Below are 25,911 nucleotides of genomic sequence, written 5' to 3'. Positions count from 1 at the left end.
TCAGAACTTCACGCTGAAGGTCAGGGTCGCCGCGCGGCCCGGCGCGATGCTGGCGTAGTGCGAGGCGTAGGCGCGGGTGAAGTACAGCTCGTCGGTCAGGTTCTGCAGGTTCAGCTGCAGGGTGTAGCGCTGGCCGAAGGCATAGCTGGCCATGGCGTCCCAGCGGGTGTAGCCGGGGATCCACTTGCTGTTGGCCACGTCGCCGTACTGCTTGCTGGAGTAGGTGGCGCCGCCGCCGATGGTCAGGCCGGAGGCGAAGCTGTAGGTGGTCCACAGGTTGGCACTGTGCTCGGCCACGTTCGGGAACACGTTGCCGTTGTACGGCGAGGGCACGTAGACCCCGCCGGGACAGGTGCGGCCAGGCACGGCGCAGACGTAGCCGTTCTCCACCAGTTCGGCGTCCATCCAGGTGTAGCCACCGGACACGTTCCAGTTGTCGGTCAGCCTGCCGTTGAAGCCCAGCTCCACGCCGTCGACTTGCTTCTTGCCGGCGTTCTGCGTGGTGCCGCTGGCGACGGTGATGCGCGCGTTGTCCATCACCGTGTGGAACGCGGCCGCGGTAAGCGACAGGCGGTCGTCGAGCAGGTTCCACTTCAGGCCCAGCTCGATGTTCTCGCTTTCCTGGGGCTTGAGGTCCTGGATCGCGGCGCTGAGGCCGTCGGAGCCGTCGCCGCCGTCCATGCCCGGGGGCGTGGACGAAGTGCCCCAGGACAGGTAGATGCTGCCGTTGCGGGTCGGCTTGAACACCACGCCGGCCTGGTAGTTCAGGTAGTCGGATCCGTGCCGCAGCACGGTCGGCGCGGCGTTGGCCGACGGGGTGACCTGCACGGTCCGGAAGTCGTCGTAGCGCAGGCCCAGGTTGAGCAGCCAGGACGGCGAAAGCTCGATGGTGTCGAACAGGTAGAGCGAGGTAGTCTCGGTGTCCTGGCGCACGTCCAGCGCGCGGTTGCTGCGGGTCACCGTCTGCCCGGCCGACCAGGGGTCGTCCGGGTTGGGATGGCGGAAGTCGGTGCAGTTGTAGCCGGTGGCCGCGCCCGTGGTCGGGCAGCTGGTGTCGCCGGTCAGGAAGTTGTTGGTGCCCGGCGCCAGGATGTAGTTGCCGCGGCGCGTCTTCTCGTCGCTGTACTCGATGCCGGCGCTGTAGCTGTGGGCCAGCGCGCCGGTGCGGAAGCTGCCGGTCAGGCTCAGCTGGTCGGCCAGGGTGCGGGTGGTGGTGTCGCGGCTGTTGGTGCGGCGCCACAGGGTGCCGTACAGCAGCGGGTTGCCCTTGCTGTCGTCCGGCTGGGTCCACAGGTAGTCGTTGCGGGTCTCGCCGTAGCGCAGGACCTGGCGCAGCTTGTGCCCGCCCAGGGCGAAGCTGGCGTCGACCGTGGTGATGTCGGCGCGGGTGCGCTGGAAGTCGCGGTCCTTCAGGCCGTAGTAGTTGCTGCGGTCCGGGACCAGCGGGCGGCCGTCGCCGTTGAGCACGGCGTTGGCGCCGGACAGCGGGTTGGAGTACGGGAAGCCGCCGGCGTCGGGCAGGTCGTCGGTTTCCAGGTGGTAGTGCGACAGGATCAGCTGGGCGTCGCCGTTGAGGCCGAAGGCGAGCGAGGGGGCCACGCCCCAGCGCGAGACGTTGGCCGCGTCGCGGCCAGGGATGTCGGCATCGTGGCGCATCAGGTTCAGGCGCGCGGCGCTGCCTTCGCCGATCTGCACGTTGGCGTCGACCGTGCCGCGGCGGTAGCCGTCGCTGCCCACGCCCAGGCCGATGCTGGTTTCGTCCTTGAGCCTGGGGGTCTTGCTGACCAGGTTGATGCTGCCGCCGCCGGAGTCGCGGCCGCCGTAGGCCGAGCTGGGGCCCTTCACCACCTCGACCTGCTCGAGGTTGAACACCTCGCGGGTCTGCGAGCCCACGTCGCGCAGGCCGTCGATGAAGGTGTTGCTCTGCGCGTCGAAGCCGCGGATGAAGGGGCGGTCGCCGGTCGGGTTGCCGCCTTCGCCGGCGCCGAAGGTGATGCCCGGCACCAGGCGCAGGGCGTCCTGCAGGCTGGTGGCGCCGGTCTGCTCCAGCAGGCCCTGGGGAATGATCGAGACCGACTTGGGCGTGTCCACCAGGTCGGCGGTGAACTTGGACGAGGACGGGTTGAACCAGCTGCCGCGCACGTCGACGCGGTCCAGGTCGGTCGCGGCCGGTTCCGGGTTGGCATCGGCCGGGGTGGCGGCCTGCGCCGGCACGGCGAGCATGGCCAGCGAGGCGCCGGCCAGGACCGAGGCGCCGGGCAGGGCGGAGGTGGAACGTGGGACCGGGTGCTTGCGGGACTTGATGTAGGACACCGATGGATCCTTGGGGACAGGGGGTGGCAGGACGCGCATGGCGGCGGTACGCGGAACGGGTCGGTACGCACCGGCTGGCGGCGGCTGCCGGAATCGGGGAGGGAAGCGGATGGCGCCTGCCGCGGGGCGACCGGCGGTGCGGGCGCGGGCAGTGCAGGCTCAGGCCTGCTGGGGTGGCGCGCCGCCACGCGGTGGCCGGTACCACGGCCGGCTGGCGGCCGGGAACCGGGCCGCGGCCGCCGGTACGGCCCTGGCCGGGGGCGTGGGGGAGGCGGAAGGCTGAGGCAGGGCGGCCGGCTCAGCGCCGGCCGGGTCCGCCACCATGGCAACCGGGAGTGGCGGCAGCAGGCCCGGATCCCCGCCGTGCGCGGGGGCGTGCATGCAGGCGCGCACGAGCAGCGCCAGGGCATGGGCCTGCGCCTGGCCCGCGCTCGCGGCAGCCGCGGCCATGAGGATGGCGGCCAGCACGCCGGCGCGGGCCAGCGTGCGCAGGGGGCGGCAATGGGACTGGATGCGGCGCAAGAGGGCGGGACCGGGAAGGTTGTCCCGCCATCTTAATGAGATTAATTCCCATTCACAAGGTGAATAGGCGCGATCGTCAGCGGTCGTCGCGGGTCCAGATGCCGGTGGCGTCCAGCTTCACCGGGAACTTGGGGACCGGGGAGTAGGCCGGGGCGCACAGCGCGCGGCCGTCGCGCAGGTCGAAGCGGGCGCCGTGCAGCACGCACTCGATGCTGCCCTCGGCCGGATCCACCGAGCCGGCGGACAGCTCGTAGTCCTCGTGGCTGCAGCGGTCCTCCAGCGCGTACAGCTCGCCGTCGAGGTTGACCACCAGGATCGGGGTATCGGTGACTTCGTCGAACACGGTGCGCATCTCGCCCGGCAGCAGCTCGCCGGGGGCGCAGACGAAGGTCCAGGTCTCGCTCATGCCGCCACCCCGGCGTGCAGCGGCTTCTCCAGCACCTCGAAGCGCAGGTCGTCGCGCAGCGGGATGCCGAAGCGCTCGTCGCCGTAGGGGAAGGGCTTGTGGATGCCGGTGCGGCGGTAGCCGCGGCGCCCGTAGTAGGCGATCAGGCTGTCGCGCACGTCGATCACGGTCATGCGCATCACCGGCAGGTCCCAGTCCTCGCGGGCGATGCGCTCGGCCTCGGCCAGCACCGCCTTGCCCAGGCCGCCGCCCTGCAGCTCCGGGCGCACCGCGAACATGCCGAAGTAGCCGGCGCCGTCCTCCTCGGCCACGTGCGCGCAGGCCAGCAGCGCGCCGCCGCGCTCGGCCAGCAGCACGATGCTGCGCGGGCGGGCGAGGTCGGTGGCGAGGACGTCCGGATCGATGCGCGGGCCGTCCAGCAGGTCGGCCTCGGTGGTCCAGCCTTTGCGGCTGCTCTCGCCGCGGTAGGCGGAGGTGACCAGTTCGACGATGGCGGGGATGTCGGCGTGGGTGGCGTGGCGGAAGGTCAGTGCGTCCATCCGCGCATTCTAGGCCGGGGCGTGCCGGCCGGCAGCCCGCGGGCGGCCGTGCGCGGCGGCCCGGCGGACGGAGCAACGGGCCGGGCGCCGCCGCTCAGGCGAGCAGGCGGCGGGTCTTTTCCAGCGCGGCGACGAAACGGTCGATCTCCTCGTGCGTGTTGTAAAACGCCAGCGAGGCGCGCAGGGTCGCGGCCACGCCGTAGTACTGCAGCAGCGGATGGGCACAGTGCTGGCCCGAGCGCACGGCCACGCCTTCCAGGTCCAGCAGGGTGGCCAGGTCGTGGGCGTGTGCGCCCTCCACGAGGAACGAGATCACCGCGGCCTTGCCCGGCGCGGTGCCGAAGATGCGCAGGCCCGGGATGGCCTGCAGCGCCTCGGTGGCGTGCGCCAGCAGTTCGGCCTCGCGCGCGGCGATCGCGTTCATGCCGATCGCGTCGAGGTAGTCGATGGCCACGCCCAGGCCGACGAAGCCGGCGATGTTGGGGGTGCCGGCCTCGAACTTGTGCGGCGGGTCGTTGAACACCGTGCCGTCGAAGCTGACCTCCTTGATCATCTCGCCGCCGCCGATGAACGGCGGCATCGACTCCAGGTGCTCGCGCCGCGCCCACAGCGCGCCGGTGCCGGTGGGGCCGCACATCTTGTGGCCGGTGACGGCGTAGAAGTCGCAGCCGATGGCGGCCACGTCCAGCTTCAGGTGCGGCGCGGCCTGGGAGCCGTCGACCACGGTGACGATGCCGCGGCGGCGCGCCTCGCGGCAGATCTCGCGCACCGGGTTGAGCGTGCCCAGCACGTTGGATACGTGGGCCACGGCCAGCAGCTTCACGTCCGGGGTCATCGCGCGGTACAGGCCGTCCAGGTCGAGGCTGCCGTCGGGCAGGATCTCGGCGACCTTGATCTTCGCCCCGGTGCGCTGCGCCACCAGCTGCCAGGGGACGATGTTGGCGTGGTGCTCCATGCGCGACACCAGGATGGTGTCGCCTTCCTTCAGCCGCGGCAGCGCCCACGAGTACGCCACCAGGTTGATGGCGAAGGTGGTGCCGCTGCACAGCACGACCTCGTCGGCGCGCACGTTGAGGAAGCGCGCCAGGCGCGCGCGCGAGGCCTCGTACGCCTCGGTGGCCTCGGTGCCAAGGGCGTGCACGGCGCGGCTGACGTTGGCGTTGTGGCGGCGGTAGAACTCGTCCTGCGAGGCAACCACCGGCAGCGGCTTCTGCGAGGTGTTGGCATTGTCCAGGTACACCAGCGGGTGGCCGTGGACCTCGCGCATCAGCAGCGGGAAGTCGGCCCGCACCCGCTCCCAGTCCACCGCGCCGGGGTGGCCGGGCAGGGCAGCGTCGTGCACGGCGGAGATCCCGTTCATGCCGCCACCCCGCCGCCCAGGGCAGTGGCCAGCGCCGCGTCGAGGCGGTCCAGCAGCAGCTGGCGCAGGCCCTCGTCCTCCAGCGCGCCCAGCGGCTCGCGGCAGAAAGCCACGGTCAGCAGGCGCTGCGCCTCGGCCAGCGGCACGCCGCGCGAGCGCAGGTAGAACACCGCGTTGGCGTCGAGCTGGCCGACGGTGGCGCCGTGCGCGGCCTTGACCTCGTCGGCGTCGATCACCAGCACCGGCTGGGTGTCGACCTCGGCGTCGGCCGACAGCAGCAGGTTCTTGTTGGACAGGCTGGCGTCGGTGCCGTCGGCGCCGGGGCGGATGTTGATCCCGCCGTGGAACACCACCCGGCTGCGGCCGTCGGCGATGCCGCGCCAGAGCAGGTCGCAGGCGGTGTCGCGGGCGATGTGCTCGATGCCCAGGCGGGTGTCGACATGGCGGCGGCCGCTGCCCAGCAGCACGCCGTTGGCGGTCAGGCGGGCGCCGTCGCCCTCCAGGCGCACGTTGAGTTCGTTGCGGCTGAGCCCGGCGCCCAGCTCCAGGTCGAAGCGGCGGTACTGGGCATCGCGCGCAAGCACCGCGTCGATGCGGGCGAAGCGGGTGGCCCGGGCGGCGTCGGCCTGGACCCGGGCGTGGCGGACCAGCACGCGCTTGCCAGCATGCAGGTGCAGCACGTCGTTGGCCAGGTGGGCGTGGTCGCCGGCGCCGAGCTGGTGCTCGACGATGTCCAGCGCCGCGTCGTCGCGCAGGTCGATGAAGTGGCGCAGGTGCCAGGCGCGGTCGCCGTCCTGCGGCACGCCCACGAACACCAGGTGCAGCGGCGCGGGCAGGCGCACCCCGGCGTCCAGCCGCACCACAGCGCCGTCCTCGGCCAGGGCGGCGTTGGCGCGGGCGAAGACCTCGTCGCGGCGCTCGTAGCGGCGCAGCAGGAAGTTGGCGTCGCGCGGCTGCCCGCGCTCCAGTACCTGCGACAGCGCCTCCACGCTGGCGCCGTCCGGCAGGCCGGACAGGTCGCTGCGGGCGGCGTCGAAGCGTCCGTTGGCGAACACCAGGCGCGGGGCGGGAATGCCCTCGACCAGTGCCGGGTCGAACGCCGGCGGGGTGGTATCGGCGGGCGCGAAGCTGCGGCGCTCCAGCGCGCGCAGCGGGGTGTACTTCCAGGCTTCCTCGCGCGGGCCGGGCAGGCCGTCGGCCAGCAGCGCCTCCAGCGCGGCGCGGCGGCCCGGGCCCAGTTCCTGCGCCTCCGGCGCGCGCAGGGCATCGAAGCCCTGGCGGAACGATTCCAGCAGCGCGGCCATTACGCCACCCGTTCCGGGGCGACCCGGTCCTTGAGCCAGGCGTAGCCGTGCTTCTCCAGTTCCAGCGCCAGTTCCGGGCCGCCGGTCTGGACGATGCGGCCGTCGGCCAGCACGTGGACCACGTCCGGCTTGATGTAGTCCAGCAGGCGCTGGTAGTGGGTGATCACCAGGAACGAGCGCTCGGCGGTGCGCAGGGCGTTGACGCCGTCGGCCACGGTCTTGAGCGCGTCGATGTCCAAGCCCGAGTCGGTCTCGTCGAGGATCGCCAGCTTCGGCTCGAGCACGGCCAGCTGGAAGATCTCGTTGCGCTTCTTCTCGCCGCCGGAAAAGCCCTCGTTGACGCCGCGGTGCAGCAGTTCGTCCTTCAGGTGCAGCACGGCCAGCTTCTCGCGCACCAGCTTGAGGAACTGCATCGAGTCCAGCTCGTCCTGGCCGCGCACCTTGCGCTGGGCGTTGAGCGCGCTGCGCAGGAAGTAGGTGTTGTTCACGCCCGGGATCTCCACCGGGTACTGGAAGGCGAGGAACAGGCCGGCGGCGGCGCGCTCCTCCGGCTCCAGTTCCAGCAGGGCCTGGCCGTCGAACTCGACCGAGCCGGCGGTGACCTCGTAGCCGTCGCGGCCGGCGAGGATGTTGCCGAGCGTCGACTTGCCGGCGCCGTTGGGGCCCATGATGGCGTGCACCTGGCCCGGCTTCACCTCCAGCGAGAGGCCCTTGAGGATTTCCTTGCCGGCGACGCTGGCGTGGAGGTTTTCGATCTTGAGCATGGGATTGGGGATTCGGGATTGGGGATTCGGTATTCGGGATTGGATCCGGAAGGCGCCGGGGGCCGGAGGAAGGGGACACTCGCGCGGTCCCCGGCTCCCCGGATCGACCCCCGGAAGCGGCGGCCTCAGCCGACGCTGCCTTCGAGCGAGACTTCCAGCAGCTTCTTGGCCTCCACCGCGAACTCCATGGGCAGCTCGCGGAAGACCTGCTTGCAGAAGCCGTCGACGATCAGCGAGACCGCGTCCTCCTCGGAGATGCCGCGGCTGCGGCAGTAGAACAGCTGGTCCTCGCTGATCTTGGAGGTGGTGGCCTCGTGCTCGACCGTGGCGCCGGGATTCCTCACCTCGATGTAGGGGAAGGTGTGGGCACCGCACTGCTTGCCGATCAGCAGGCTGTCGCACTGGGTGTAGTTGCGCGCGCCGTCGGCGTTGCGGTCGACCTTCACCAGGCCGCGGTAGGTGTTCTGGCCGCGGCCGGCGCTGATGCCCTTGGACACGATCTTGGACTTGGTGCGCTTGCCGACGTGGACCATCTTGGTGCCGGTGTCGGCCTGCTGGCGGTGGTGGGTCAGGGCCACGGAGTGGAACTCGCCCACCGAGTCGTCGCCCAGCAGCACGCAGGACGGGTACTTCCAGGTGATGGCCGAGCCGGTCTCCACCTGGGTCCAGGTCACCTTGCTGCGCGCGCCGCGGCATTCGGCGCGCTTGGTCACGAAGTTGTAGATGCCGCCGCGGCCTTCCTCGTCGCCCGGGTACCAGTTCTGCACGGTCGAGTACTTGATCTCCGCGTCGTCCAGCGCGACCAGCTCGACCACCGCCGCGTGCAGCTGGTTTTCGTCGCGCATCGGCGCGGTGCAGCCCTCCAGGTAGGAGACGTAGGCGCCTTCCTCGGCCACGATCAGGGTGCGCTCGAACTGGCCGGTGTGGCCGGCGTTGATCCGGAAGTAGGTGGACAGCTCCATCGGGCAGCGCACGCCCTTCGGGATGAACACGAAGCTGCCGTCGGAGAACACCGCCGAGTTGAGCGCGGCGAAGTAGTTGTCGCCGTGCGGCACCACGCTGCCCAGGTACTTGCGCACCAGGTCCGGATGCTCGCGGATGGCCTCGGACATCGAGCAGAAGATGATGCCCTTCTCGGCCAGCTCCTTGCGGAAGGTGGTGCCCACGGAGACCGAGTCGAACACCGCGTCCACGGCCACGCCGGCCAGCTTGGCGCGCTCGTGCAGCGGCACGCCGAGCTTGTCGTAGGTCTCGATCAGCTCCGGCGGCACCTCGTCCAGCGACTTGTACTTCGGGCCCTTGGGCGCGGAGTAGTAGCTGATGGACTGGAAGTCGATCGGCGCGATCTGCAGCTTGGCCCAGTTGGGCATGGGCATCTGCAGCCAGCGGCGGTAGGCCTCAAGGCGCCATTCGGTCATCCAGTCCGGCTCCTCCTTCTTGGCCGAGAGCTGGCGGATGACGTCCTCGTCCAGGCCCGGGGGCAGGGAATCGGACTCGATCGGGGTGACGAAGCCGGCGTCGTAGCGACGGCCCAGGCGCTCGAGGATCTCGGCGTTCTGCGGCGCGGCTTCGGCGGTGGGGGTCTGCATGTCGGTGGCCATGGGGCTGCCTGGGGAATTCAGCTGGCTACCTGCACGGCGATCTGCCGGCGGGTGGCGGTGGAGGGGGGAGGAAGCGGGCGCAGCATCTGCGCCAGGGTCACGCCGCGCAGGGCATCGGCGACCACGTCGTTGATCAGGCGCCAGTTGGAGCGCACGCCGCACTGGTGGGCGATGCCGCACTGGTTGCTGCCGGCCTGGCTGCACTCGGTCATCGCCAGCGGGCCTTCCATCGCCTCGACGATCTCGATCAGGGTGATGCGGTCGGCGTCGCGGGCGAGGCGGTAGCCGCCGCGAACGCCGCGCAGGCCCTCGACCAGTCCGGCCTGGGCCAGCGGCTTGAGCAGCTTGCTGACGGTGGGTTGTTCCAGGCCGGAGTGCTCGGCCAGCTCGGCCGCACTGAGCACCTCGCCGGGACGGGAGGCCATGACGGTCAGGACGACCGTGGCGTAATCAGTCAGCTTGGTGACGCGGAGCATGGCAGAGGGCCGGGTGAAAACGTACCGAAATTGTACGCTTTCGCCCGCCCCGAGGCCAAGCCGGCACGGGTGGAACGCTTCAGCGCGGGTTGTCGGCGCCTGGCGCAGGCCCGGTCCCAGGTAGGGCGGGGGCGGCGCCTTCCCCGGCGGCAGTGCATCGGGGGCCGGCACGCCGGCCGCGCCGGGGCTGCGGAGGTAGCGGTAGATCGCGCGGCGGTCCTGCCCGTCCATGGCGCGCACGGCGATGTCCGGCATCATCGGACGGGTATGCAGGTGGGCGGGCTTGGGATGCGCGGCGGCATGGGCGAGAATCGCGTTCCAGTCGCCGCCCCGGAACGTCCATGCCCCGCAAGATCGTCGCCCGCAAGTCCCCCATCCACGGCAATGGCGTGTTCGCGGTGGAGCCCATCCGCAAGGGCGAGCGCATCATCGAGTACAAGGGCCTGCGCCGGACCCACGCCGAGGTCGACGCCGACAGCGCCGGCGACGTCGAGAGCGGGCACACCTTCCTGTTCACGCTCAACGACGACTACGTGATCGACGCCAACCACAAGGGCAACGACGCGCGCTGGATCAACCACAGCTGCGACCCGAACTGCGAGGCCGTGGTGGTCGAGCACGAGGGCGACGACCGCAGCAAGGACCGCATCTTCATCGAGGCGATCCGCGACATCCGCCCCGGCGAGGAGCTGACCTACAACTACGGCATCACCCTGGCCGAGCGGCATACGCCGCGGCTGAAGAAGATCTGGGCCTGCCGCTGCGGCTCGCCCAAGTGCACCGGGACCATGCTCCAGCCCAAGCGCTGAGGCGGGGTCACTCCGACGCCGGCAGCGCCGGGTCGCGGTCCAGCAGCACGTGGAGCTGGCCGTCGCGCACGCCGGCCGCTTCCACCTGCACCCCGCCCAGCAGGGCCGCCAGCGGCGGCTCGATGCGGTACACCGGCTCGCTGCGCGCGTAGTCGGCCAGCCAGGCGTTGAGCAGGCCGCGGGTGCCCTCGTCCAGGGCCAGGCCGGCCTGCGCGGGGCGGAAGTCCTCGATCGCCGGCTGCTCCAGGAAGAACGCCTTGCGCGCCGGGTCGTAGCGCAACGCGCTGCTCAGCTGCACCCGGCCGACCGGCGTGGGGGGGCCGCCGGCAGTGGCCGCGGCCAGGTCCAGGCCCAGGCGCATGCGCGTGCCCGGCGGCAGTTCCAGGCGCGGGTTGGACACGGTCAGTTCGAGCAGGCCGCCGAGGGCGCTGTGCCGTTGCGGGAACCGGCCCTGGAGGAAGGCCTGGGCGTCGGCCGCCTGCACGCTGACCTGGCGGCCCTCGAAACGGGGCGCGGCCAGCGCCGGCGGCAAGGCCAGCAGCGCGGCCAGCAGGACGGGAAGAGGGCGGGACAGGCGCATCGCGGATTCCTCGCGGATCGGAAGCACCATCCTGGCGCGGCGCGGTGAACCGGTCGTTAGCAGCGCACCGCCGGCGCGACGCTCAGCTCTCCTCGCGCGGATCCAGTCGCGCCAGCAGGCGCGACAGCGGCGCGGGCAGGCCGTCGAGCAGGCCATCGGCCACCGCCGGGTGGCGGCGGACGATGCCGTCGAGCAGGCGGGCGCCGATCACCAGGGCGGTGCGTTCGTCGGCGCTGAGGCCGGGGAGGCGCTGGTTGGACTCGATCACGCGCATCCAGTCGTCGCAGCAGGGCTGCTCGAACTCGATCGCGCAGCGCCCCTGGCACGGCAGTCCGCCGTTCTCCACCGGGGTCACGGTGATGCGGTAGCGCTGTGGGGATGAAGCCATTGTTGCGGGGTCCTGAAAGGGGTGTGGCCACGATAGGCCTGCCGCCACCCGGGAACGAGGCCCCTGGCCACGATGGACCGTTCCACCGCCTCAGCGCGGCGCTTGCCCCGCGCGCAGCCGCGGCAGCGGGTCGACCGCCCCGCCGCGGCCGTAGATCCCGTAGTGCAGGTGCGGCGGGGTGCCGCGCGCGTTGCCGCTATCGCCGACGCTGCCCAGCACGGTGCCGGCCTCGACCAGGTCGCCGGGTGCCAGGCCCGGCGCCCAGTCCTCGAGGTGGGCGTAGTAGTGGGATTCGTTGCCGGGCCCGCGCACCCAGACCTGGCGCCCGCCAAGGCCGCGCTCGCGCACCGCGGTGACGATGCCGCGGGTGGTGCTGGCCACCGGCGTGCCGCGCGGGGCGAAGATGTCCGCGCCTTCGTGGCGGCGGCCGGTGCCGCGCGGCGCGCCCCAGGTCGGAGCGATGCTGCCGGCGGCCACGCCCTGCACCGGGACCGGCAGCGCCTGTGGCGCCGGTTCGCGCGCCAGTTCAAGGGCCAGCCGCGCGCGCTGCACCGCCGGGTGCTGCCAGGCCCAGGCCAGCGCCAGGCCCAGCACGGACAGCCAGAGCAGGGTCCAGGCAAGGCCGGCCAGGCGCCGGGCGCGGGTGGGGCGGTGCGATCCCATGCGCCGAGCATGGCCCGGCGCGCGTGCCCGCAATGGCAAGGCCGGCGCCAACGAAAACGGGGCGGCCTTGCGGCCACCCCGTCGGAAGAAGCTGGTAAGCCCGTCGCGCCGATCAGGCGGCAGCGTCCTTGAGCTTCTTCAGCGGGCGCACCTTGACCTTGACCGTAGCCGGCTTGGCGGCGAACCACTGCTCTTCCTTGGTGAACGGATTGATGCCCTTGCGGCGCGGCTTGGCCGGGACCTTGACCGCGGTGACCTTGAACAGGCCCGGCAGGGTGAAGCTGCCGACGCCCTTCTTGCTGATCGCGCCGGAGACCGCATCCTCGACGGCGGCCAGCACGGCCTTGACGTCCTTGGCGACGACGCCGCTGGTTTCGGACAGGTGCTTGATCAGGGCGGACTTGCCCAGGACTTCCTTCAGCGGGGCGGCCTTCTTCGGAGCAGCGGCAGCCTTCTTCGGCGCAGCAGCCTTCTTCACTGCGGTCGTCTTCGCCGCTTTGGTCGCGGCCTTCTTGGCGGCCGGCTTCTTGGTGGTCTTCGCCATAAATTTCCTGTTCCGTACGTATTGGATGGTGGGCCGAGAGCATCGGCACGGCGAATGTAGGCGATGCGCGGGGCGTCGCCAAGAGGAAAAGCGCGGAAAAGCGGCAAAAAATGCCGCCTGGCGGACGGACGGAGCGCCCCGGGGCGGGTCAGCCCCCGGCCGGCGCCCCCGCGCGGCGGGCCTGCTTGCGCTCGGCGACCTTCTGCCCGGCCTCGCGCTCGCGCGCCGCACGCACCATTTCCCCCAGCCAGCCGGCCAGGACCTCGGTATAGGCCTGCTGCTCGGGCTTGCCGGAAAAGGCGTGGTCCGCGCCGGCGATGCGGCGCTTGGTCAGGGAGCGGGCGCTGGAGAACGCGGCGGCGTAGTTCTCACCGACCATGTGCGGCACGGTCTGGTCGTGCTCGGCCTCCACCAGCAGCACGTCGCCCTGGAAGTCGTGGCAGGCGCGCAGGGCGCGGTTTTCCTGCCAGGGTACGCGGCGGCGGCGGAACGCGGGCAGGTCGGGGTCGGCGTGCAGCTGGCGCTTGGGCAGCTCCCAGCCCTCGTCCTTGTAGATCGCCGGCGAGCGCAGGGCCAGCCAGCGCACCGGGCGCAGCCCGGTCAGCAGGGTGGACAGGTAGCCGCCGTAGCTGATGCCGACCACGGCGATGGCCGACGCGTCCACGTCCGGGCGCGCGGCGAACCAGTCGTAGGCGGCGACCAGGTCGGCCAGGTTCTGCGGGCGGCTGACCGTTTCCCACTGCGCCGCGGTTTCCTCGTGGCCGCGCAGGTCGAAGGTCAGGCAGACGCAGCCGATGCCGGCGATGCGGCGGGCGCGGCCGAGGTCGTGGTCCTGGCTGCCGCCCCAGCCGTGCACGAACAGCACGCCGGGCAGCGCGGGCGGCGGCGACAGCACGGTGCCGCGGACGACCTCGTCGTCGACCCTGATGTCGACCGGGTCAAGGCGGATTTCCATGGACCACAGCGTACTTCAGCACCGGTCCACGTCCTGCGAACGGATCGTGGAAGTGGACCTGCGCATGCGGCGGCGGGCGGTGGGCCAGGTCGTGGCTCTCGTGGCAGGAGGCGGTGAGCGCGCCGCGCGGCACGCGCCCGGACAGGAACGCGTCCAGCGCCACGACTTCCGCCGGCGAGGCCCCGCCCAGGCGCCAGGACTGCTCCAGCACGCCGCAGCGCCAGCGGCCGCGGGCGTCGCGCCCGGCGATGACGTCGTAGTTGCGGCGCGAGGCGTAGAAGCCCGGGTGCACCTCCGCCACCGCGGCGTCGTAGCGGCGCGCGCAGTCCAGGGCCTCGCGCTGGAGTGCGTCGCCGGCCACAGCCTCCAGCGCCTCGTAGCCGCCGGTGACCACCTGCAGGCGCGAGCCGGTGTAGACCTCAAGGCCCTCGCGGTCCGGGGCCTGCTGCTGGGTGCCCAGGTAGGACAGGACCAGGCCGGCGATGCGGACCTGGCCCACGCTGCAGGTGGTCGCCTCGACCAGGTCCTGCTCCAGCACCATGCCGTGCTGCTGCAGCTGCAGCAGGTCGAGCGCGGCCACCGCCTGTTCCAGGTGGTCGGGGTGCTCGACCCGCTGCTGCCCCTGGCCGCCGCGGGCCTGGGCCGGCTTCAGCCGGATCGCGCCGCCGCGCGCCAGCAGCTCGCGCCCGGCGCTGCCGGCCGAGTGCGGGCAGAAGGCGCTGAAGCCGTCCAGTACCACCGGGCGCAGGCGCTCACCCAGCTCCGCGCGCCAGCCCTCGGGGGCCGAGGCGCACTCGCGCGGCAGGCCGTGGGTGATCACCTTGCTGGCGATGAAGGCGTGCGGGACCACCCCGCCGAACAGGTCGTCCTCGCCAGCGATGCCCAGCCGAGCCGCCTGGGCGGCGGTAAGGGTGTCGTCGGGCACGAAGTAGGGGCGCAGCGCCGGCGGATGCGCGGGGTCGTACTCGCCGGCGTACTCCCAGCCGGCCAGTTCGGCCAGGCGCCGCGCCACCCAGGCCTGCGAGGCGCGTTCGTGGTCGCTGCGCGGCTGCCCGCCCGCGCACACCGTGACCACCGCGCGACGGCACCTGTTCGTGGGGGAAGGCATGCCGCTGGCTCTCCGCGGAAGGACGCAGGCAAGCTGCGGCCTTCGCGGTGAAACGGGCGCGAAGGATCGCCGCCCCGCTGCCACGGCGCGTGCGCGGGGTCGTGAAGCGTGCCTGTGTCCGTTTCCGGCGCTGGACCACGGGCACAAAAAAACCGGGGCATCGTTGATGCCCCGGCCCGACCGCGGCTGAGGGAGGGATCAGCCAGCGAGTGCGAACAACACGCCCCATGCCGGCAGCGTGGTCTGGCCGCCATCGATGCCGACCGCGGCGTAGCCGGGGATGGCCTGCGGCTGCCACTGGCCGTCCGGCAGCGACAGCGTGGTGGCGTTGGCGGAAAGGTTGAACGCGGCCAGCATGCGCTGGCCCTCGTGCTCGCGCACGAACGCCAGCACCGGCTCGGCGGTGTCCAGGAAGCGGATCGAGCCGCGCACCAGGGCCGGCTGCTGCCTGCGCCAGCGCATGAAGGCGCGGAACGCGTGCAGCACCGAATCCGGGTCGGCTTCCTGGCGCTCCACCGCCAGGGCGCGGTGCTCGTCCGGCACCGGCAGCCATGGCTGCACCGGGCTGAAACCGGCGTCGGGCGCGTCCTTCCACGGCATCGGCGTGCGGCAGCCGTCGCGGCCCTTGAAGGTCGGCCAGAAGGTGATGCCGTAGGGGTCGCGCAGGGCCTCGAACGGGACGTCGGCCTCGGGCAGGCCCAGTTCCTCGCCCTGGTAGATGCAGACCGAGCCGCGCAGCGAGCAGACCATCGCCGCCAGCATGCGCGCCAGCTGCGGCGGGGCTTCGGCGCCGCCCCAGCGGGTGACCGCGCGGCGCACGTCGTGGTTGGACACCGCCCAGCACGGCCAGCCCTCGGTCATTGCCGCTTCCAGGCGCTCGACCGTGCCGCGGATGTAGCCGACGCTGAAGTCGTCCACCAGCAGCTCGAAGCTGTAGCCCATGTCCAGGCGCTTGCCGGAGGTGTACTCGGCGGTGGTGGCCAGCGAGTCCTCCGAGGAGATCTCGCCCAGGGTCACCACGCCGGGGTACTGGTCCATCAGCCGGCGCAGGTCCTCGAGGAAGCCGATGTTCTCCGGGCGGGTGTTGTTGTAGTAGTGGTACTGGAACGCGTACGGGTTGTCCGGGCTGAAGCCGCGGCCCACGCGCTTATCCGCCGGCTTGGGCGGGTTGTCGCGCAGCTGCGCGTCGTGGAAGCAGAAGTTGATCGCGTCCAGGCGGAAGCCGTCGACGCCGCGGTCCAGCCAGAAGCGCACGTTGTCCAGCGTGGCCTGGCGAACTTCCGGGTTGTGGAAGTTCAGGTCCGGCTGCGAGGACAGGAAGTTGTGCAGGTAGTACTGGCAGCGGCGCGGCTCCCAGCGCCAGGCCACGCCGCCGAAGATCGACATCCAGTTGTTGGGCGGGGTGCCGTCTTCCCTGGCATCGGCCCACACGTACCAGTCGGACTTGGGGTTGTCGCGGCTCTGCCGGCTTTCCAGGAACCAGGGGTGCTGGTCGGAGGTATGGCTCAGCACCTGGTCGATCATCACCTTCAGGCCCAGGCGGTGGGCCTTGGCCAGCAGGCGGTCGAAGTCGTCCAGGGTGCCGAACAGCGGGTCGACGTCGCGGTAGTCGGCGATGTCGTAGCCGTAGTCGGCCATCGGCGACTTGAAGAACGGCGAGATCCAGATCGCGTCCACGCCCAGCGAGGCCACGTAGTCCAGCCGCTCGGTGATGCCCGGGAGGTCGCCGATGCCGTCGCCGTTGGTGTCGAGGAAGCTGCGGGGGTAGATCTGGTAGATGACGGCGCCGCGCCACCACTGGGTATCGGACATACGGGAATCATTACGGATGGGAAGCCGCACCGACGGGCGCGGCGGGGATGGAGGGCCGGGGTGGGCAATCCCTTGCCCGGGCCACCGGCGGTTCCGGTCGCGGCAGGGCTTGCCCGGCGCGCTTCCATTGGCCGCGGCTATGGTAGTGGCGCCCCCTCGCGGCCGAGCGGGGGCGCATACGTATTCATCGGGAGCGCCTTACAGCGGCACGAACCGCACGGCCTGGCCACCGCCGCGGCCCAGGCGCAGCTCCAGCACGTCGCCGGCGCCGACTTCGCGGGTTTCGTGGACGAAGGCGAAGGGCTTGTGCTCCCAGTCCGCGCCGTCGCCGTCGCGATAGATCTCGGCGCGATAGCGGCGGCCGGCATCGAGGAAGGACAGGGGCGCCTGCAGTACGCGCGGGGTGTCGTCGCCGACCGCGCCGAGGAACCACTCCTCGCCGCCGCGCGCCTTGCGTGCCAGCACCGCGTACTCGCCGACCGAACCGTCGACCATGCGGCTTTCCTCCCAGTCCACCGCCACGTCGCGGATGAACTTCAGCGCCTGCGGCTGCTTCGCGTAATGCTCGGGCAGGTCGGCGACCATCTGCACCGGGCTGTACAGGACCACGTACAGCGCCAGCTGCTTGGCCAGGGTGCTGCGCAGCTTCTGGCCGTTGCGGCCGACCAGGCTGACGATGCCCGGGGTGAAGTCCATCGGCCCGGCCAGCATGCGGGTGAACACCAGGGTGGCCTCGTGCTCCGGCGGGTTCGGCGGATCGGCCCAGGCGGCGAATTCCATGCCGCGCGCACCCTCGCGCGAGACCCAGTTCGGGTACGTGCGGCGCAGGCCGGTGTCCTTGATCGGCTCGTGGGCGTTGACCGCGATCTTCCGCTTCGCCGCGGCCTGGACCACGCGCAGGTGGTGGTTGCTCATCCACTGGCCCTCGTGCCACTCGCGCACCACCGGGCCGCCAGGCTGGTCCTGGCGCTGGATGTCACCGGCGTCGCAGACGTAGCCGGTCTTGACCACGTCCACGCCGTTGCGCGCGTACAGGTCGAAGGCCGCCTCCAGCTGGCGTTCGTAATGGCTGACCGCGCAGGCGGTTTCGTGGTGGCCGATCAGGTGCACGCCCTTGCCGGCGGCGTACCTGGCCAGTTTCGGCAGGTCGAAGTCCGGGGTGGAGCGGGTGAAGTCGAAGCCCCAGCCGTTGGCGAACCAGTTGCCGTCCCAGCCCGGGTTCCAGCCTTCCACCAGCACGCCGCGGAAGCCGTTCTTCGCGGCGAAGTCGATGTAGCGGCGGGTATTGGCGGTGGTCGCGCCGTGCCTGGGGCCGGTGCCCCAGGTCTCCTTCTCCAGGTGCAGCGACCACCACACGCCCACGTACTTGGCCGGCTTGAACCAGCTGACGTCGCCGATGGCGTTGGGCTCGTTGAGGTTGAGGATCAGGCTGGACTCGACCAGGTCACCGGCACGCTCGCCGATCTGGATCGTGCGCCACGGGGTGGCGAACGGGGTGGTGCGGTTCACCGCGCCGCCCTCGCTGGACGGGGTCAGCGCGGCGCGCAGCACGTTGCCGTCGCCACGGGCCAGGTTCATGCCGGCGTAGTCGACCAGCGCCGCCTCGTGGATGGAGACGTGCAGCCCGTCGCCGGTGCGCAGGGTCAGCGGCGTCTGCGCGGTGCCGATCTCGCGCAGCGGGGTGCGCGAGTACAGGTATTCCTCGCGGTTCCATTCGAACGCGGGGATCCACCAGGCGGTGGTGTTGTCCGCATCGGCCAGGGCGAACTCGGTCAGCTCCTGGCGGATGCGCACCTGGCGCGGTCCCGGCTCGGCCGGGAACTCGTAGCGGAAACCGACGCCGTCGTCGTAGACGCGGAACACCACGTCGATCCGTCGTGGCGGCTGGCCCGGCTCGGCCGGACGCTCGGCGAAGCGCGCGCGCAGCTCGTTGTAGTGGTTGCGGGTCAGGCGGCGCTCGCCCCAGGGCTGCTCCCAGGTCTCGTCGAAGCTGCGGCTGGAGTGGTCGATCAGCTCCAGGTTGCGCTCCAGGCGGCCGTCGCCAAGCAGGAAGCCCAGGCGCGAGGAGGCGATCACGGGCTTGCCACGGCGTTCGACGCGGTAGGCCAGGCGGTCCTCGTGCTGGGCTTCGATGGTCACCGCCAGCACCTGGCCGGGGGACTCGATCCGTGCCAGGTCGCGGGCGTGGAGGGGCAGGGCGGCTGCTGCAAGGAGTAGCAGGGCGAGCAGGGCGCGGGGGCGGCGCGGGAGACGTCGTGCGGGCATGGGGGCTTACTCCAGGACGTAGACGAGGACGGTGCGCGGCGGCACGGTGAAGCGGCCGCGCGCGGGTTCGTGGCCTGCTTCGCGCACGCGTGGATCGGCGGCGTGCGGGCCGCGCTGCAGCGGATGCAGGCGCCAGCGCTGGCCGCGCAGCTCCGGCAGTTCCAGTACCTGCGCCTGCGGCGAGGCATTGAGCAGGTAGAGGATGCCGGCGAAGCCGGCGCCCGGATGGCCGCGGCCGTCGAGCAGGCCGGCGACCACCAGCGGGTTCTGGCCGGGGCCGCTATTGGGGAAGCTGAGCCGGCGCGCGACCTCTTCGGCGGTGCGCAGCCGGAACAGGCTGGAGCTGGCGCGGATTGCCAGCAGCTCGCGCAGGGCGGCGCGGGCGAAGGCGATGTCTTCCGGGGCCGGGCGGATGGAGGGATCGGCCAGGCGCGGCGCGATCCACGGCCAGTCGGCTTCGTTGCCGCTGGCCGGCGGCAGGCCGCTGCCGAAGAAATTGTCCCCGCCGCTCCAGTCGATGCGGTTGAACCAGTCGCCGGAGTCGTAGCTGTTGCGGTCCATGGACTTGGAGCGCAGCAGGTCGATGCCGGCGTGGAAGTAGGCCACGCCCTGGCTGAGCGCGGTGGTGGCCATGCCCAGCACCTGCACCCGCGCCCGCTCGCTGGCCGGCGTGCCGGCGGGCAGGCGGTAGGCGTTGAGGTCGTAGAGGGTCTCGTTGTCGTGGTTCTCGACGTAGTTGACCACCTCGCCCGGTGCGTGGGCATAGCCGGCCGGCTGGCCGTTGTAGTCCACCTCGTGCAGCGGGCGGGGGCCGTCGACGGTATCCAGCACGTAGTCACGCAGGGTGCCGGCCAGGCCGGCACGGACCAGGTCGGCTGCGCGCAGCAAGGCGGCGCGGCTGGCCGCCGGGTCGCCGCCGGCAGTGGCCTCGTTCGGCGCGTAGCCGAGGCCGTTGAGCCAGCCCTGGCGCGCCAGCTTGTCGCGGCCGCTGTCGCCCGGGCCGCCGCCGCGCAGGGCATCGCGCGCGCGGTCGCTGAAGGTGCCGATGCCGCTGCCGCCCAGGGACAGCTGCGAGGCCTGGACGAAGCGGGCGCCATCGGCCACCTCGCCGAAGTTCCAGCCCTCGCCGATCAGCGGCACGTGGCGGCCGGCGACGGCGTCGACCCGGCGCTGCAGGGCTTCCATCGCCGCGCGCGGCTGGTGGCCCATCAGGTCGAAGCGGAACGAGTCGATCCGGTAGTGCCGCACCCACAGCCCGGCCGAGTCGATCATCAGCCGCGCCATCATCGCGTGCTCGGTGGCGGTGTTGCTGCAGCAGGTACTGGTCTCCACCGTGCCGCTGGCGTCGAGGCGGTGGTAGTAGCCGGGCACGATGCGGTCCAGCACCGAGCCGGGGTCCTGGCCGGCGGCATAGGTGTGGTTGTAGACCACGTCCATGCCCACGCGCAGGCCCAGGGCGTGCAGGGCCATGACCATGGCCCGGAACTCGCGGATGCGCACCGCGCCGTCGGACGGATCGGTGGCGTAGCTGCCCTCGGGCGCATTGAAGTGGAACGGGTCGTAGCCCCAGTTGAAGCAGTCGCGCGCGGCTTCGGCCATCACCGCGGCCTGCTGCAGCGGGCTGTCCGCCGGTGCATCGGGCACCTGCGGGGTGGTGCAGCCGGCTTCGGGCACGGAGGCGAAGTCGTACACCGGCAGCAGGTGCACGTCGGTCAGGCCGGCCCGGGCGAGGGCGCGCAGGTGGGCCATGCCGGCGCTGCCGGCGGCGGTGAACGCCAGGTAGCGGCCGCGCAGCGGTTCCGGCACGGTGGCATCACCGATGGAGAAGTCGCGCACGTGCAGTTCGTACACCGACATGTCCACCTGCGCCTGCAGCGCGGGCGGGCGCGGGGCCTGGTCCCAGCCGTCGGGCTTGAGCGCCGGGTCGTCCAGGTCGGCCACGTAGCTGCGGCGCGAATCGGTGCCGAGGCTGGCCGAGTACGGATCGGTGACGCGGTTGCGCACCAGGCCGGTGCCCGGCACGTACACGTCCACCAGCCAGGTGTAATAAGCGCCGCGCAGGTCCTGCGGCAGGCGCGCGGTCCACATGCCGGTGGCCGGATCGGCCGCGACGGCCACGCGGCGGGTGGCCGCGGCATGGTCGCCGGGGTACAGGCACAGCGAGACCTCGCGCGCGGTCGGTGCCCATACGCTGAAGCGGGTGCCGTCCGGCGCGGGGTGCGCGCCGGGCATCGGCGCATCGACCGCGGCGGCATACAGGTCGTCCAGTGCGCCGGGCAGCTGGATCCGGGTGGCGTCCAGCACGCGGCCGCGCGGGTCCTCGCGCACCAGCAGCAGGGCCTGGCGGTAAAGCGCGCGCAGGGCCTGGTCGTCCAGGTCCAGGGCCAGGGTGGCGCCGGGGGCGACATGGCGGAAGCGCCGTGCGACCGTTTCCGCCACGGTGGCGCCGGCCAGCGCTAGCTGGCCCTCGGCGCCGCGCACGCGCTGGCCGGGGATGGCCTGCGGCAGCACCTTGCCGTGGTAGAGGCGGTAACGGCCAGGGTCCGGGGCGCCGGGCCAGCGCAGGGTGCGCCGGTCCAGCCAGATCGCGCGTGCGTCGGGAACGGTGCCGGCCTCGGCGGCGAGGACCACGGCCTCGCCGGCGTCGCAGGCTGCGATGGGCAGCACCGCCGCATGCGCGGGCAGGGCGGCAAGCAGCAGGGCACAGCCGCCGGCCGCGCCAAAGGCATGGAACATGGCGCGCACGGTGCGCCGCCGCAGGCTTCGTAGCATCGCCCCTCCCAGAACGCTCCGCGTCCACGGCAGCCGGCCGCGGCGCGAGGGGCCGCACTATCCCACGGGTGCAGTGCAGCATGGGCGCGCATGCCGATGAATACGTATGCATGCGCTGTCCGACGCGTACGGCCGCCGCCTACCATGCCCCGGTACCGCCGGCCGGCGGATCGCGACGCAACGGTTCCCGGAGGGGGGATACAGCGTGATTGAACGCAAACCACGCCTGTCGTTCTGGCAGATCTGGAACATGTGCTTCGGCTTCCTGGGCATCCAGTTCGGGTTTGCCCTGCAGAACGCCAACGTCAGCCGCATCTTCCAGACCCTGGGCGCGGACATGGAGCAGGTGCCGGGGCTGTGGATCGCCGCACCGCTGACCGGCCTGCTGGTGCAGCCGGTGGTGGGCTATCTCTCCGACCGCACCTGGACCCCGCTGGGCCGGCGCCGCCCGTACTTCCTCGCCGGCGCGGTGCTGGCGACCCTGGCCCTGTTCTTCATGCCGCACTCCCCGGCGCTGTGGATCGCCGCCGGCATGCTGTGGATCCTCGATGCCTCGATCAACATCTCGATGGAGCCGTTCCGCGCCTTCGTCGGCGACCAGCTGCCACAGGAGCAGCGTGCCAGCGGCTATGCGATGCAGAGCTTCTTCATCGGCGCCGGCGCGATCATCGCCAGCCTGCTGCCGTGGCTGCTGGCCAAGGCCGGAGTGGCCAATACCGCGGCTCCGGGCGAGGTGCCGGATACCGTGCGCTACGCGTTCTACGTCGGTGGCGTGGTGCTGCTGGGTGCGATCGGCTGGACCGTGCTGCGCACCCGCGAATACGCGCCGGATGAACTGACGCGGTTCGAGCAGGCCGAGCCGCCCGCGGAGCAGGCCACTGCCGCAGTCCCGCCTGCAGGCCCGCTGCCGGCGCTGGCCTGGCTGGCCGGCGGCCTGGTGCTGGCGGCGCTGATCGCGGCCAACGGCTGGGACCGCATGCTCTACGTGCTGGCCGGCATGGCCGCGGCCTACGGCGTGCTGCTGCTGGTGGCGCGGGTGCTGCCGGCCGGGAGCATGCTGCCGGCCATCGCCGCCGACCTGCGCGCCATGCCGCGCACCATGCGCCGCCTGGCCGTGGTCCAGTTCTTCTCCTGGTTCGCCCTGTTCGCGATGTGGATCTACACCACCGCGGCGGTGGCCGGCACCCACTTCGGCAGCAACGACCCGACCTCGGCCGCCTACAACGAAGGCGCCAACTGGGTCGGCGTGCTGTTCGCGGCCTACAACGGCTTCGCCGCGGTGGCGGCCATCGCCATCCCATGGCTGGCCGCACGCATCGGCCTGCGCGGCACCCACGTGCTCAACCTGTGCCTGGGCGCGCTGGGCCTGCTGTCCTTCCTGTGGGTGCGCGATCCGCAGTGGCTGCTGCTGTCGATGGTCGGCGTGGGCTTCGCCTGGGCCTCGATCCTTTCCCTGCCGTACGCGATGCTGTCCGACAGCCTGCCGGCGGCCAAGATGGGCGTTTACATGGGCATCTTCAATTTCTTCATCGTGATCCCGCAGCTGGTCGCGGCCAGCCTGCTGGGCTTCCTGCTGCGTGCGCTGTTCGGCGGCCAGCCGCTGTGGGCCCTGGCCCTGGGTGGCGCCAGCCTGGTGCTGGCCGCGGCCTGCGTGCTGGCGGTGCCGCGCACCGCGGAGGCGCGCGCATGAATCGCTTCCTGCGCAAGGCCCTGCTGGGCACGGCGCTGGCGGTCGCCGCCGCACCGGCCTTCGCCCAGTCCATCTACGGCACCCGCGAACCGTTCGCCAGCGAGGCGGTGTACTTCGTGATGACCGATCGCTTCGTCAACGGCGATCCGGCCAACGACCACCGCGACCAGGGCGGCGAGCACCACACCTTCGACCGGCCGCTGGAGCCCTGCGACGGCGTGGTCGGCAACGTCGGCTACCTGGGCGGCGACTTCCGCGGCCTGCTCGACAACGCCGGCTACATCGCCGACATGGGCTTCACCGCGGTGTGGATCACGCCGATCGTGGACAACCCGGACCAGGCCTTCACCGGTGGCGACCCGATCACCTGCGACGGCTTCCTCACCGACCAGGGCAAGACCGGCTTCCACGGCTACTGGGGCGTCAATTTCTACCGCCTGGACGAGCACCTGCCCAGCGAGGGCCTGGACTTCGCCGGCCTGACCGCCGGCCTGCGCGGCCATGGCCTGAAGACCGTGCTGGACATCGTCGCCAACCACGGTTCGCCGGGCTGGACCATGCCGGTGCCGCAGCCGCAGTACGGCCAGATCTTCGACGCGGAAGGGCGCCTGGTGGCCGACCACCAGAACCTGCCGCCGGAACGGCTGGACCCGGCCGGCAACCCGCTGCACGCCTTCTACAACGACAAGCCCGACCTGGCCCAGCTGGCCGACCTCGATGCCGACAACCCGGCGGTGATGGACTACCTGGTTGGCGCCTACCTGCAGTGGATCGGCCAGGGCGTGGACGCGCTGCGCATCGACACCATCCGCCACCAGCCGCTGGCGTTCTGGAAGGCCTTCACCGACCGCATCCGCGAGCGCCACCCGGGCATGTTCATGTTCGGCGAATCGTTCGACTACGAGGCGGCCAACATCGCCCAGTTCACCCGCCCGGAGAACGGCGGGGTGAGCGTGCTCGACTTCCCGATGAAGAAGGCCATGGACGAGGTATTCTCGCGCCAGGCCAGCGCCGGGTTCGAACGCCTGGCCGAAGCGCTGTACCTGGAGGACGGCCCGTACGCCAACCCGTACGAGCTGGCCACCTTCTACGACAACCACGACATGCCGCGCATGGACGCCAGCGACGAGGGCTTCATCGACGCGCACAACTGGCTGTTCACCGCACGCGGCATCCCGGTGGTCTACTACGGCTCGGAGACCGGGTTCATGCGCGGCCAGGGCGAGCACGGCGGCAACCGCGCCTACTACGGCGTGGAGAACATCCAGGCCGCCCCCGCGCACCCGATCCACGCCAGCCTGCGGCGCATCGCCAACCTGCGCAAGGCCTCGCCGGCGCTGCAGCGCGGGGTGCAGCTGAACGTCGAACTGCAGGGCGACAGCGCGGTGTTCTACCGGGTCTACGAGGACGCCGGCCAGGCCCAGACCGCCCTGGTCCTGCTCAACAAGGGCGACCGTCCGCGCACGGCGACGGTCACCCGCATGCTCCAGCCCGGGCGCTGGCGCGACGGCTTCAGCGGCCAGGAGGTCAGGGTCGGGCGCAAGCTCCGGGTCGAGGTGCCGGCGCACGGCGTGCGCGTGTTCCTGTACGACGGCCCGGTGACCCGCGCCGACCTGCGCCAGGCCGCGCTGAAGGCCACGCCGCGGCAGTAAGCAGGGCAGGGGCGCCGGTTGCCGAGCGCCCTGCGGCGGTGCTCAGCCGGGCCGCCGGCTGGACTCGCGCAGCACCAGCCGCACCGGCAGCCGCTGGCTCTCCACCGGTTCGCGCTGGATCAGCCGGATCAGGCTGTCCACCAGTACTTCGCCGGCCTGCTTGGTGTCCTGCTGCACGGTCGACAGCGGCGGCTGGGCGAAGCTGGCCATGGCGATGTCGTCGAAGCCGACCACCGCCACGTCCTCGGGCATGGCCAGTCCGTCCTCGCGCAGGGCCTTCATCGCGCCCAGGGCGATCAGGTCGCTGGCCCCGAACACGCCGTCGAAGGACTGGCCGGCGTCCAGCAGGGCGCGCGCGGCCTGGTAGCCGGACTGCTCGGTGGTGATGGCATCGGCCTGCAGCTCCGGTTCCGGCTCGATCCCGGCCTCGCGTAGCGCAGCCTGGTACCCGCGCCAGCGCTCGCGGAACTCGGGGTAGTGCTCGGAGGCGTGGCCGAGGAAGGCGATCCGGCGGCAGCCGCGTTCCAGCAGGTGGGCGGTGATGTCGTGCCCGCCCTGGAAGTTGTCGCAGCCGATCGACACCCCCGGCTCCCCGGGCAGGGCCGCGCCCCAGCGCACGAAGCGGGTGCCCTGTTCGACCAGCTGCTGCAGCCGCGACTGCGATTCCAGGTAGTCGCCGTAGCCCAGCAGGATGATGCCGTCGGCCTTGTGGCTGTCGGCGAAGTCCGCGTGCCAGTTGGTCGACAGCTGCTGGAAGGAGACCAGCAGGTCGTAGCCGCGCCGCGCGCAGGCCCGGGTGATCGACCCGAGCATGGAGTGGAAGAACGGGTTGATCAGCGAGTCGTCCGGGGTCGGGTCCTCGAAGAACAGCAGGGCCAGGGTCCCGGACTGCTGGGCGCGCAGGTTGGAGGCGTTCTTGTCGACCTTGTAGTTGAGCTCGCGGGCAATGGCCAGGATCCGGCGCCGGGTCTCGGGGTTGACCGACGGGTGCCCGCGCAGGGCGCGCGAGACGGTCGGCTGGGATACCCCGGCCAGGTGGGCGATGTCGAGGGACGTGGCCTTGCCCCGGATGGTCATGCGAAACCGGCTCCTCCGAGCCCGGAACGGTGCTGCAACGGCGGGACATGATGCCACGGGGCCCGCCACTACGTCCGTCCGCCCGGCTGCGATAGAATCGGGGGCCTCGCCGCCGGCACGGTGCCGGCGCGCCCCAGGACAAGGTGGCCCGCGGAAGACGCCGGCCGAGCGTGCGACATGAGCACTACCACCGCCTACCGCTGACCGCCCCCCAGGCTGCCACGTCTGCAGGCGCCTGGTGGCGCTTTTTTTGCGGTTCGTGATTGGTGATTCGTAGTTGGGGATTCGAAGCGGCCGCCCTGGCCCCGGTC

The 25,911-nt window shown here is 71.7% G+C and carries 21 protein-coding genes; 3 read left to right on the top strand and 18 right to left on the bottom strand.

Annotated features, from left to right (window positions below):
• The 8 genes from EIM47_RS11065 to EIM47_RS11030 all read right to left on the bottom strand — a co-directional run bounded on the left by EIM47_RS11065 (position 1) and on the right by EIM47_RS11030 (position 9,285).
• A complete protein-coding gene (locus EIM47_RS11065; protein WP_240626218.1) occupies positions 1–2,223 on the bottom strand; it encodes a TonB-dependent receptor in 2,223 nt (740 codons plus the stop codon).
• Positions 2,224–2,911: 688 nt separating this feature from the next.
• Positions 2,912–3,241, bottom strand: a complete 330-nt coding sequence (locus EIM47_RS11060; protein ID WP_125076915.1) for a non-heme iron oxygenase ferredoxin subunit — start codon at positions 3,239–3,241, stop codon at positions 2,912–2,914.
• Positions 3,238–3,780, bottom strand: coding sequence for a GNAT family N-acetyltransferase (locus tag EIM47_RS11055; protein ID WP_019397569.1), 543 nt, complete (start codon positions 3,778–3,780; stop codon positions 3,238–3,240). The genes EIM47_RS11060 and EIM47_RS11055 overlap by 4 nt, the downstream gene beginning before the upstream one ends.
• A gap of 94 nt (positions 3,781–3,874) precedes the next feature.
• Positions 3,875–5,140, bottom strand: a complete 1,266-nt coding sequence (locus tag EIM47_RS11050; RefSeq protein WP_125076914.1) for a cysteine desulfurase — start codon at positions 5,138–5,140, stop codon at positions 3,875–3,877.
• Positions 5,137–6,444 carry a Fe-S cluster assembly protein SufD gene (gene sufD / locus EIM47_RS11045; protein ID WP_125076913.1) on the bottom strand — a complete coding sequence of 436 codons (1,308 nt, stop codon included), beginning with the start codon at positions 6,442–6,444 and terminating at the stop codon, positions 5,137–5,139. The genes EIM47_RS11050 and sufD overlap by 4 nt, the downstream gene beginning before the upstream one ends.
• Positions 6,444–7,208 (bottom strand): Fe-S cluster assembly ATPase SufC, encoded by a 765-nt coding sequence (gene sufC / locus EIM47_RS11040; protein ID WP_019397566.1) that lies wholly within the window; start codon positions 7,206–7,208, stop codon positions 6,444–6,446. The genes sufD and sufC overlap by 1 nt, the downstream gene beginning before the upstream one ends.
• A gap of 125 nt (positions 7,209–7,333) precedes the next feature.
• A complete protein-coding gene (gene sufB, locus EIM47_RS11035) occupies positions 7,334–8,809 on the bottom strand; it encodes a Fe-S cluster assembly protein SufB (RefSeq protein WP_019397565.1) in 1,476 nt (491 codons plus the stop codon).
• A 17-nt stretch (positions 8,810–8,826) separates the two neighbouring features.
• Complete coding sequence (locus tag EIM47_RS11030; RefSeq protein WP_028915325.1) at positions 8,827–9,285, bottom strand: SUF system Fe-S cluster assembly regulator; 459 nt, start codon at positions 9,283–9,285, stop codon at positions 8,827–8,829.
• Positions 9,286–9,626: 341 nt separating this feature from the next.
• Between EIM47_RS11030 and EIM47_RS11025 the strand changes: the two genes are divergently transcribed.
• Positions 9,627–10,094, top strand: coding sequence for an SET domain-containing protein-lysine N-methyltransferase (locus tag EIM47_RS11025; protein ID WP_019397563.1), 468 nt, complete (start codon positions 9,627–9,629; stop codon positions 10,092–10,094).
• A 7-nt stretch (positions 10,095–10,101) separates the two neighbouring features.
• Here EIM47_RS11025 and EIM47_RS11020 read toward each other — a convergent pair whose 3' ends face one another.
• The 9 genes from EIM47_RS11020 to pulA all read right to left on the bottom strand — a co-directional run bounded on the left by EIM47_RS11020 (position 10,102) and on the right by pulA (position 21,181).
• On the bottom strand, positions 10,102–10,674 hold the full coding sequence (locus tag EIM47_RS11020) for a DUF1439 domain-containing protein (RefSeq protein ID WP_164514588.1): 573 nt from the start codon (positions 10,672–10,674) through the stop codon (positions 10,102–10,104).
• An 82-nt stretch (positions 10,675–10,756) separates the two neighbouring features.
• Complete coding sequence (locus tag EIM47_RS11015; RefSeq protein ID WP_028915323.1) at positions 10,757–11,062, bottom strand: DUF3861 family protein; 306 nt, start codon at positions 11,060–11,062, stop codon at positions 10,757–10,759.
• Between the two features lie 90 nt (positions 11,063–11,152).
• Entirely contained in the window at positions 11,153–11,725 is a 573-nt protein-coding gene (locus tag EIM47_RS11010; RefSeq protein ID WP_125076911.1) for a M23 family metallopeptidase, read from the bottom strand.
• A gap of 112 nt (positions 11,726–11,837) precedes the next feature.
• Positions 11,838–12,269, bottom strand: a complete 432-nt coding sequence (locus EIM47_RS11005; protein ID WP_125076910.1) for an HU family DNA-binding protein — start codon at positions 12,267–12,269, stop codon at positions 11,838–11,840.
• A gap of 148 nt (positions 12,270–12,417) precedes the next feature.
• Positions 12,418–13,224, bottom strand: coding sequence for an alpha/beta fold hydrolase (locus tag EIM47_RS11000; protein WP_019397558.1), 807 nt, complete (start codon positions 13,222–13,224; stop codon positions 12,418–12,420).
• Positions 13,208–14,332 carry a DUF3182 family protein gene (locus EIM47_RS10995; RefSeq protein ID WP_240626216.1) on the bottom strand — a complete coding sequence of 375 codons (1,125 nt, stop codon included), beginning with the start codon at positions 14,330–14,332 and terminating at the stop codon, positions 13,208–13,210. Before EIM47_RS10995 ends, EIM47_RS11000 begins: the two co-directional genes overlap by 17 nt.
• 198 nt (positions 14,333–14,530) lie before the next feature.
• Positions 14,531–16,144, bottom strand: a complete 1,614-nt coding sequence (locus EIM47_RS10990; RefSeq protein ID WP_125076909.1) for an alpha-glucosidase family protein — start codon at positions 16,142–16,144, stop codon at positions 14,531–14,533.
• A gap of 198 nt (positions 16,145–16,342) precedes the next feature.
• A complete protein-coding gene (locus EIM47_RS10985) occupies positions 16,343–18,409 on the bottom strand; it encodes a glycoside hydrolase family 97 protein (protein WP_125076908.1) in 2,067 nt (688 codons plus the stop codon).
• 6 nt (positions 18,410–18,415) lie between these two features.
• On the bottom strand, positions 18,416–21,181 hold the full coding sequence (pulA, locus tag EIM47_RS10980; protein WP_240626215.1) for a pullulanase-type alpha-1,6-glucosidase: 2,766 nt from the start codon (positions 21,179–21,181) through the stop codon (positions 18,416–18,418).
• A 208-nt stretch (positions 21,182–21,389) separates the two neighbouring features.
• Between pulA and EIM47_RS10975 the strand changes: the two genes are divergently transcribed.
• Complete coding sequence (locus tag EIM47_RS10975) at positions 21,390–22,871, top strand: MFS transporter (RefSeq protein WP_205948717.1); 1,482 nt, start codon at positions 21,390–21,392, stop codon at positions 22,869–22,871.
• On the top strand, positions 22,868–24,523 hold the full coding sequence (locus tag EIM47_RS10970) for an alpha-amylase family glycosyl hydrolase (RefSeq protein WP_125076907.1): 1,656 nt from the start codon (positions 22,868–22,870) through the stop codon (positions 24,521–24,523). The genes EIM47_RS10975 and EIM47_RS10970 overlap by 4 nt, the downstream gene beginning before the upstream one ends.
• Before the next feature lie 42 nt (positions 24,524–24,565).
• On the opposite strand, the gene EIM47_RS10965 is transcribed toward EIM47_RS10970, so the two are convergent.
• Complete coding sequence (locus EIM47_RS10965; protein ID WP_019397551.1) at positions 24,566–25,600, bottom strand: LacI family DNA-binding transcriptional regulator; 1,035 nt, start codon at positions 25,598–25,600, stop codon at positions 24,566–24,568.
• Positions 25,601–25,911: the final 311 nt, after the last annotated feature.

This window comes from Pseudoxanthomonas sp. SGT-18, assembly GCF_003931645.1.
In the GTDB taxonomy this organism is placed as follows: domain Bacteria; phylum Pseudomonadota; class Gammaproteobacteria; order Xanthomonadales; family Xanthomonadaceae; genus Pseudoxanthomonas.
The sequence above is the reverse complement of the archived record's forward strand: the minus strand, read 5'-3'. Positions and strand labels throughout refer to the sequence as shown.

Coding starts and splice junctions, on each gene's coding strand:
- EIM47_RS11060 (WP_125076915.1), bottom strand. CDS start 3,241: ATGAGCGAGACCTGGACCTTCGTCTGCGCCCCCGGCGAGCTGCTGCCG.
- sufB (WP_019397565.1), bottom strand. CDS start 8,809: ATGGCCACCGACATGCAGACCCCCACCGCCGAAGCCGCGCCGCAGAAC.
- EIM47_RS11025 (WP_019397563.1), top strand. CDS start 9,627: ATGCCCCGCAAGATCGTCGCCCGCAAGTCCCCCATCCACGGCAATGGC.
- EIM47_RS10990 (WP_125076909.1), bottom strand. CDS start 16,144: ATGTCCGATACCCAGTGGTGGCGCGGCGCCGTCATCTACCAGATCTAC.
- EIM47_RS11015 (WP_028915323.1), bottom strand. CDS start 11,062: ATGGCTTCATCCCCACAGCGCTACCGCATCACCGTGACCCCGGTGGAG.
- EIM47_RS11010 (WP_125076911.1), bottom strand. CDS start 11,725: ATGGGATCGCACCGCCCCACCCGCGCCCGGCGCCTGGCCGGCCTTGCC.
- pulA (WP_240626215.1), bottom strand. CDS start 21,181: ATGCTACGAAGCCTGCGGCGGCGCACCGTGCGCGCCATGTTCCATGCC.
- EIM47_RS11000 (WP_019397558.1), bottom strand. CDS start 13,224: ATGGAAATCCGCCTTGACCCGGTCGACATCAGGGTCGACGACGAGGTC.
- EIM47_RS11030 (WP_028915325.1), bottom strand. CDS start 9,285: ATGCTCCGCGTCACCAAGCTGACTGATTACGCCACGGTCGTCCTGACC.
- sufC (WP_019397566.1), bottom strand. CDS start 7,208: ATGCTCAAGATCGAAAACCTCCACGCCAGCGTCGCCGGCAAGGAAATC.
- EIM47_RS10970 (WP_125076907.1), top strand. CDS start 22,868: ATGAATCGCTTCCTGCGCAAGGCCCTGCTGGGCACGGCGCTGGCGGTC.
- EIM47_RS10985 (WP_125076908.1), bottom strand. CDS start 18,409: ATGCCCGCACGACGTCTCCCGCGCCGCCCCCGCGCCCTGCTCGCCCTG.
- EIM47_RS11005 (WP_125076910.1), bottom strand. CDS start 12,269: ATGGCGAAGACCACCAAGAAGCCGGCCGCCAAGAAGGCCGCGACCAAA.
- EIM47_RS11020 (WP_164514588.1), bottom strand. CDS start 10,674: ATGCGCCTGTCCCGCCCTCTTCCCGTCCTGCTGGCCGCGCTGCTGGCC.
- EIM47_RS11055 (WP_019397569.1), bottom strand. CDS start 3,780: ATGGACGCACTGACCTTCCGCCACGCCACCCACGCCGACATCCCCGCC.
- EIM47_RS10995 (WP_240626216.1), bottom strand. CDS start 14,332: ATGCCTTCCCCCACGAACAGGTGCCGTCGCGCGGTGGTCACGGTGTGC.
- EIM47_RS11050 (WP_125076914.1), bottom strand. CDS start 5,140: ATGAACGGGATCTCCGCCGTGCACGACGCTGCCCTGCCCGGCCACCCC.
- EIM47_RS10965 (WP_019397551.1), bottom strand. CDS start 25,600: ATGACCATCCGGGGCAAGGCCACGTCCCTCGACATCGCCCACCTGGCC.
- sufD (WP_125076913.1), bottom strand. CDS start 6,444: ATGGCCGCGCTGCTGGAATCGTTCCGCCAGGGCTTCGATGCCCTGCGC.
- EIM47_RS11065 (WP_240626218.1), bottom strand. CDS start 2,223: ATGCTCGCCGTGCCGGCGCAGGCCGCCACCCCGGCCGATGCCAACCCG.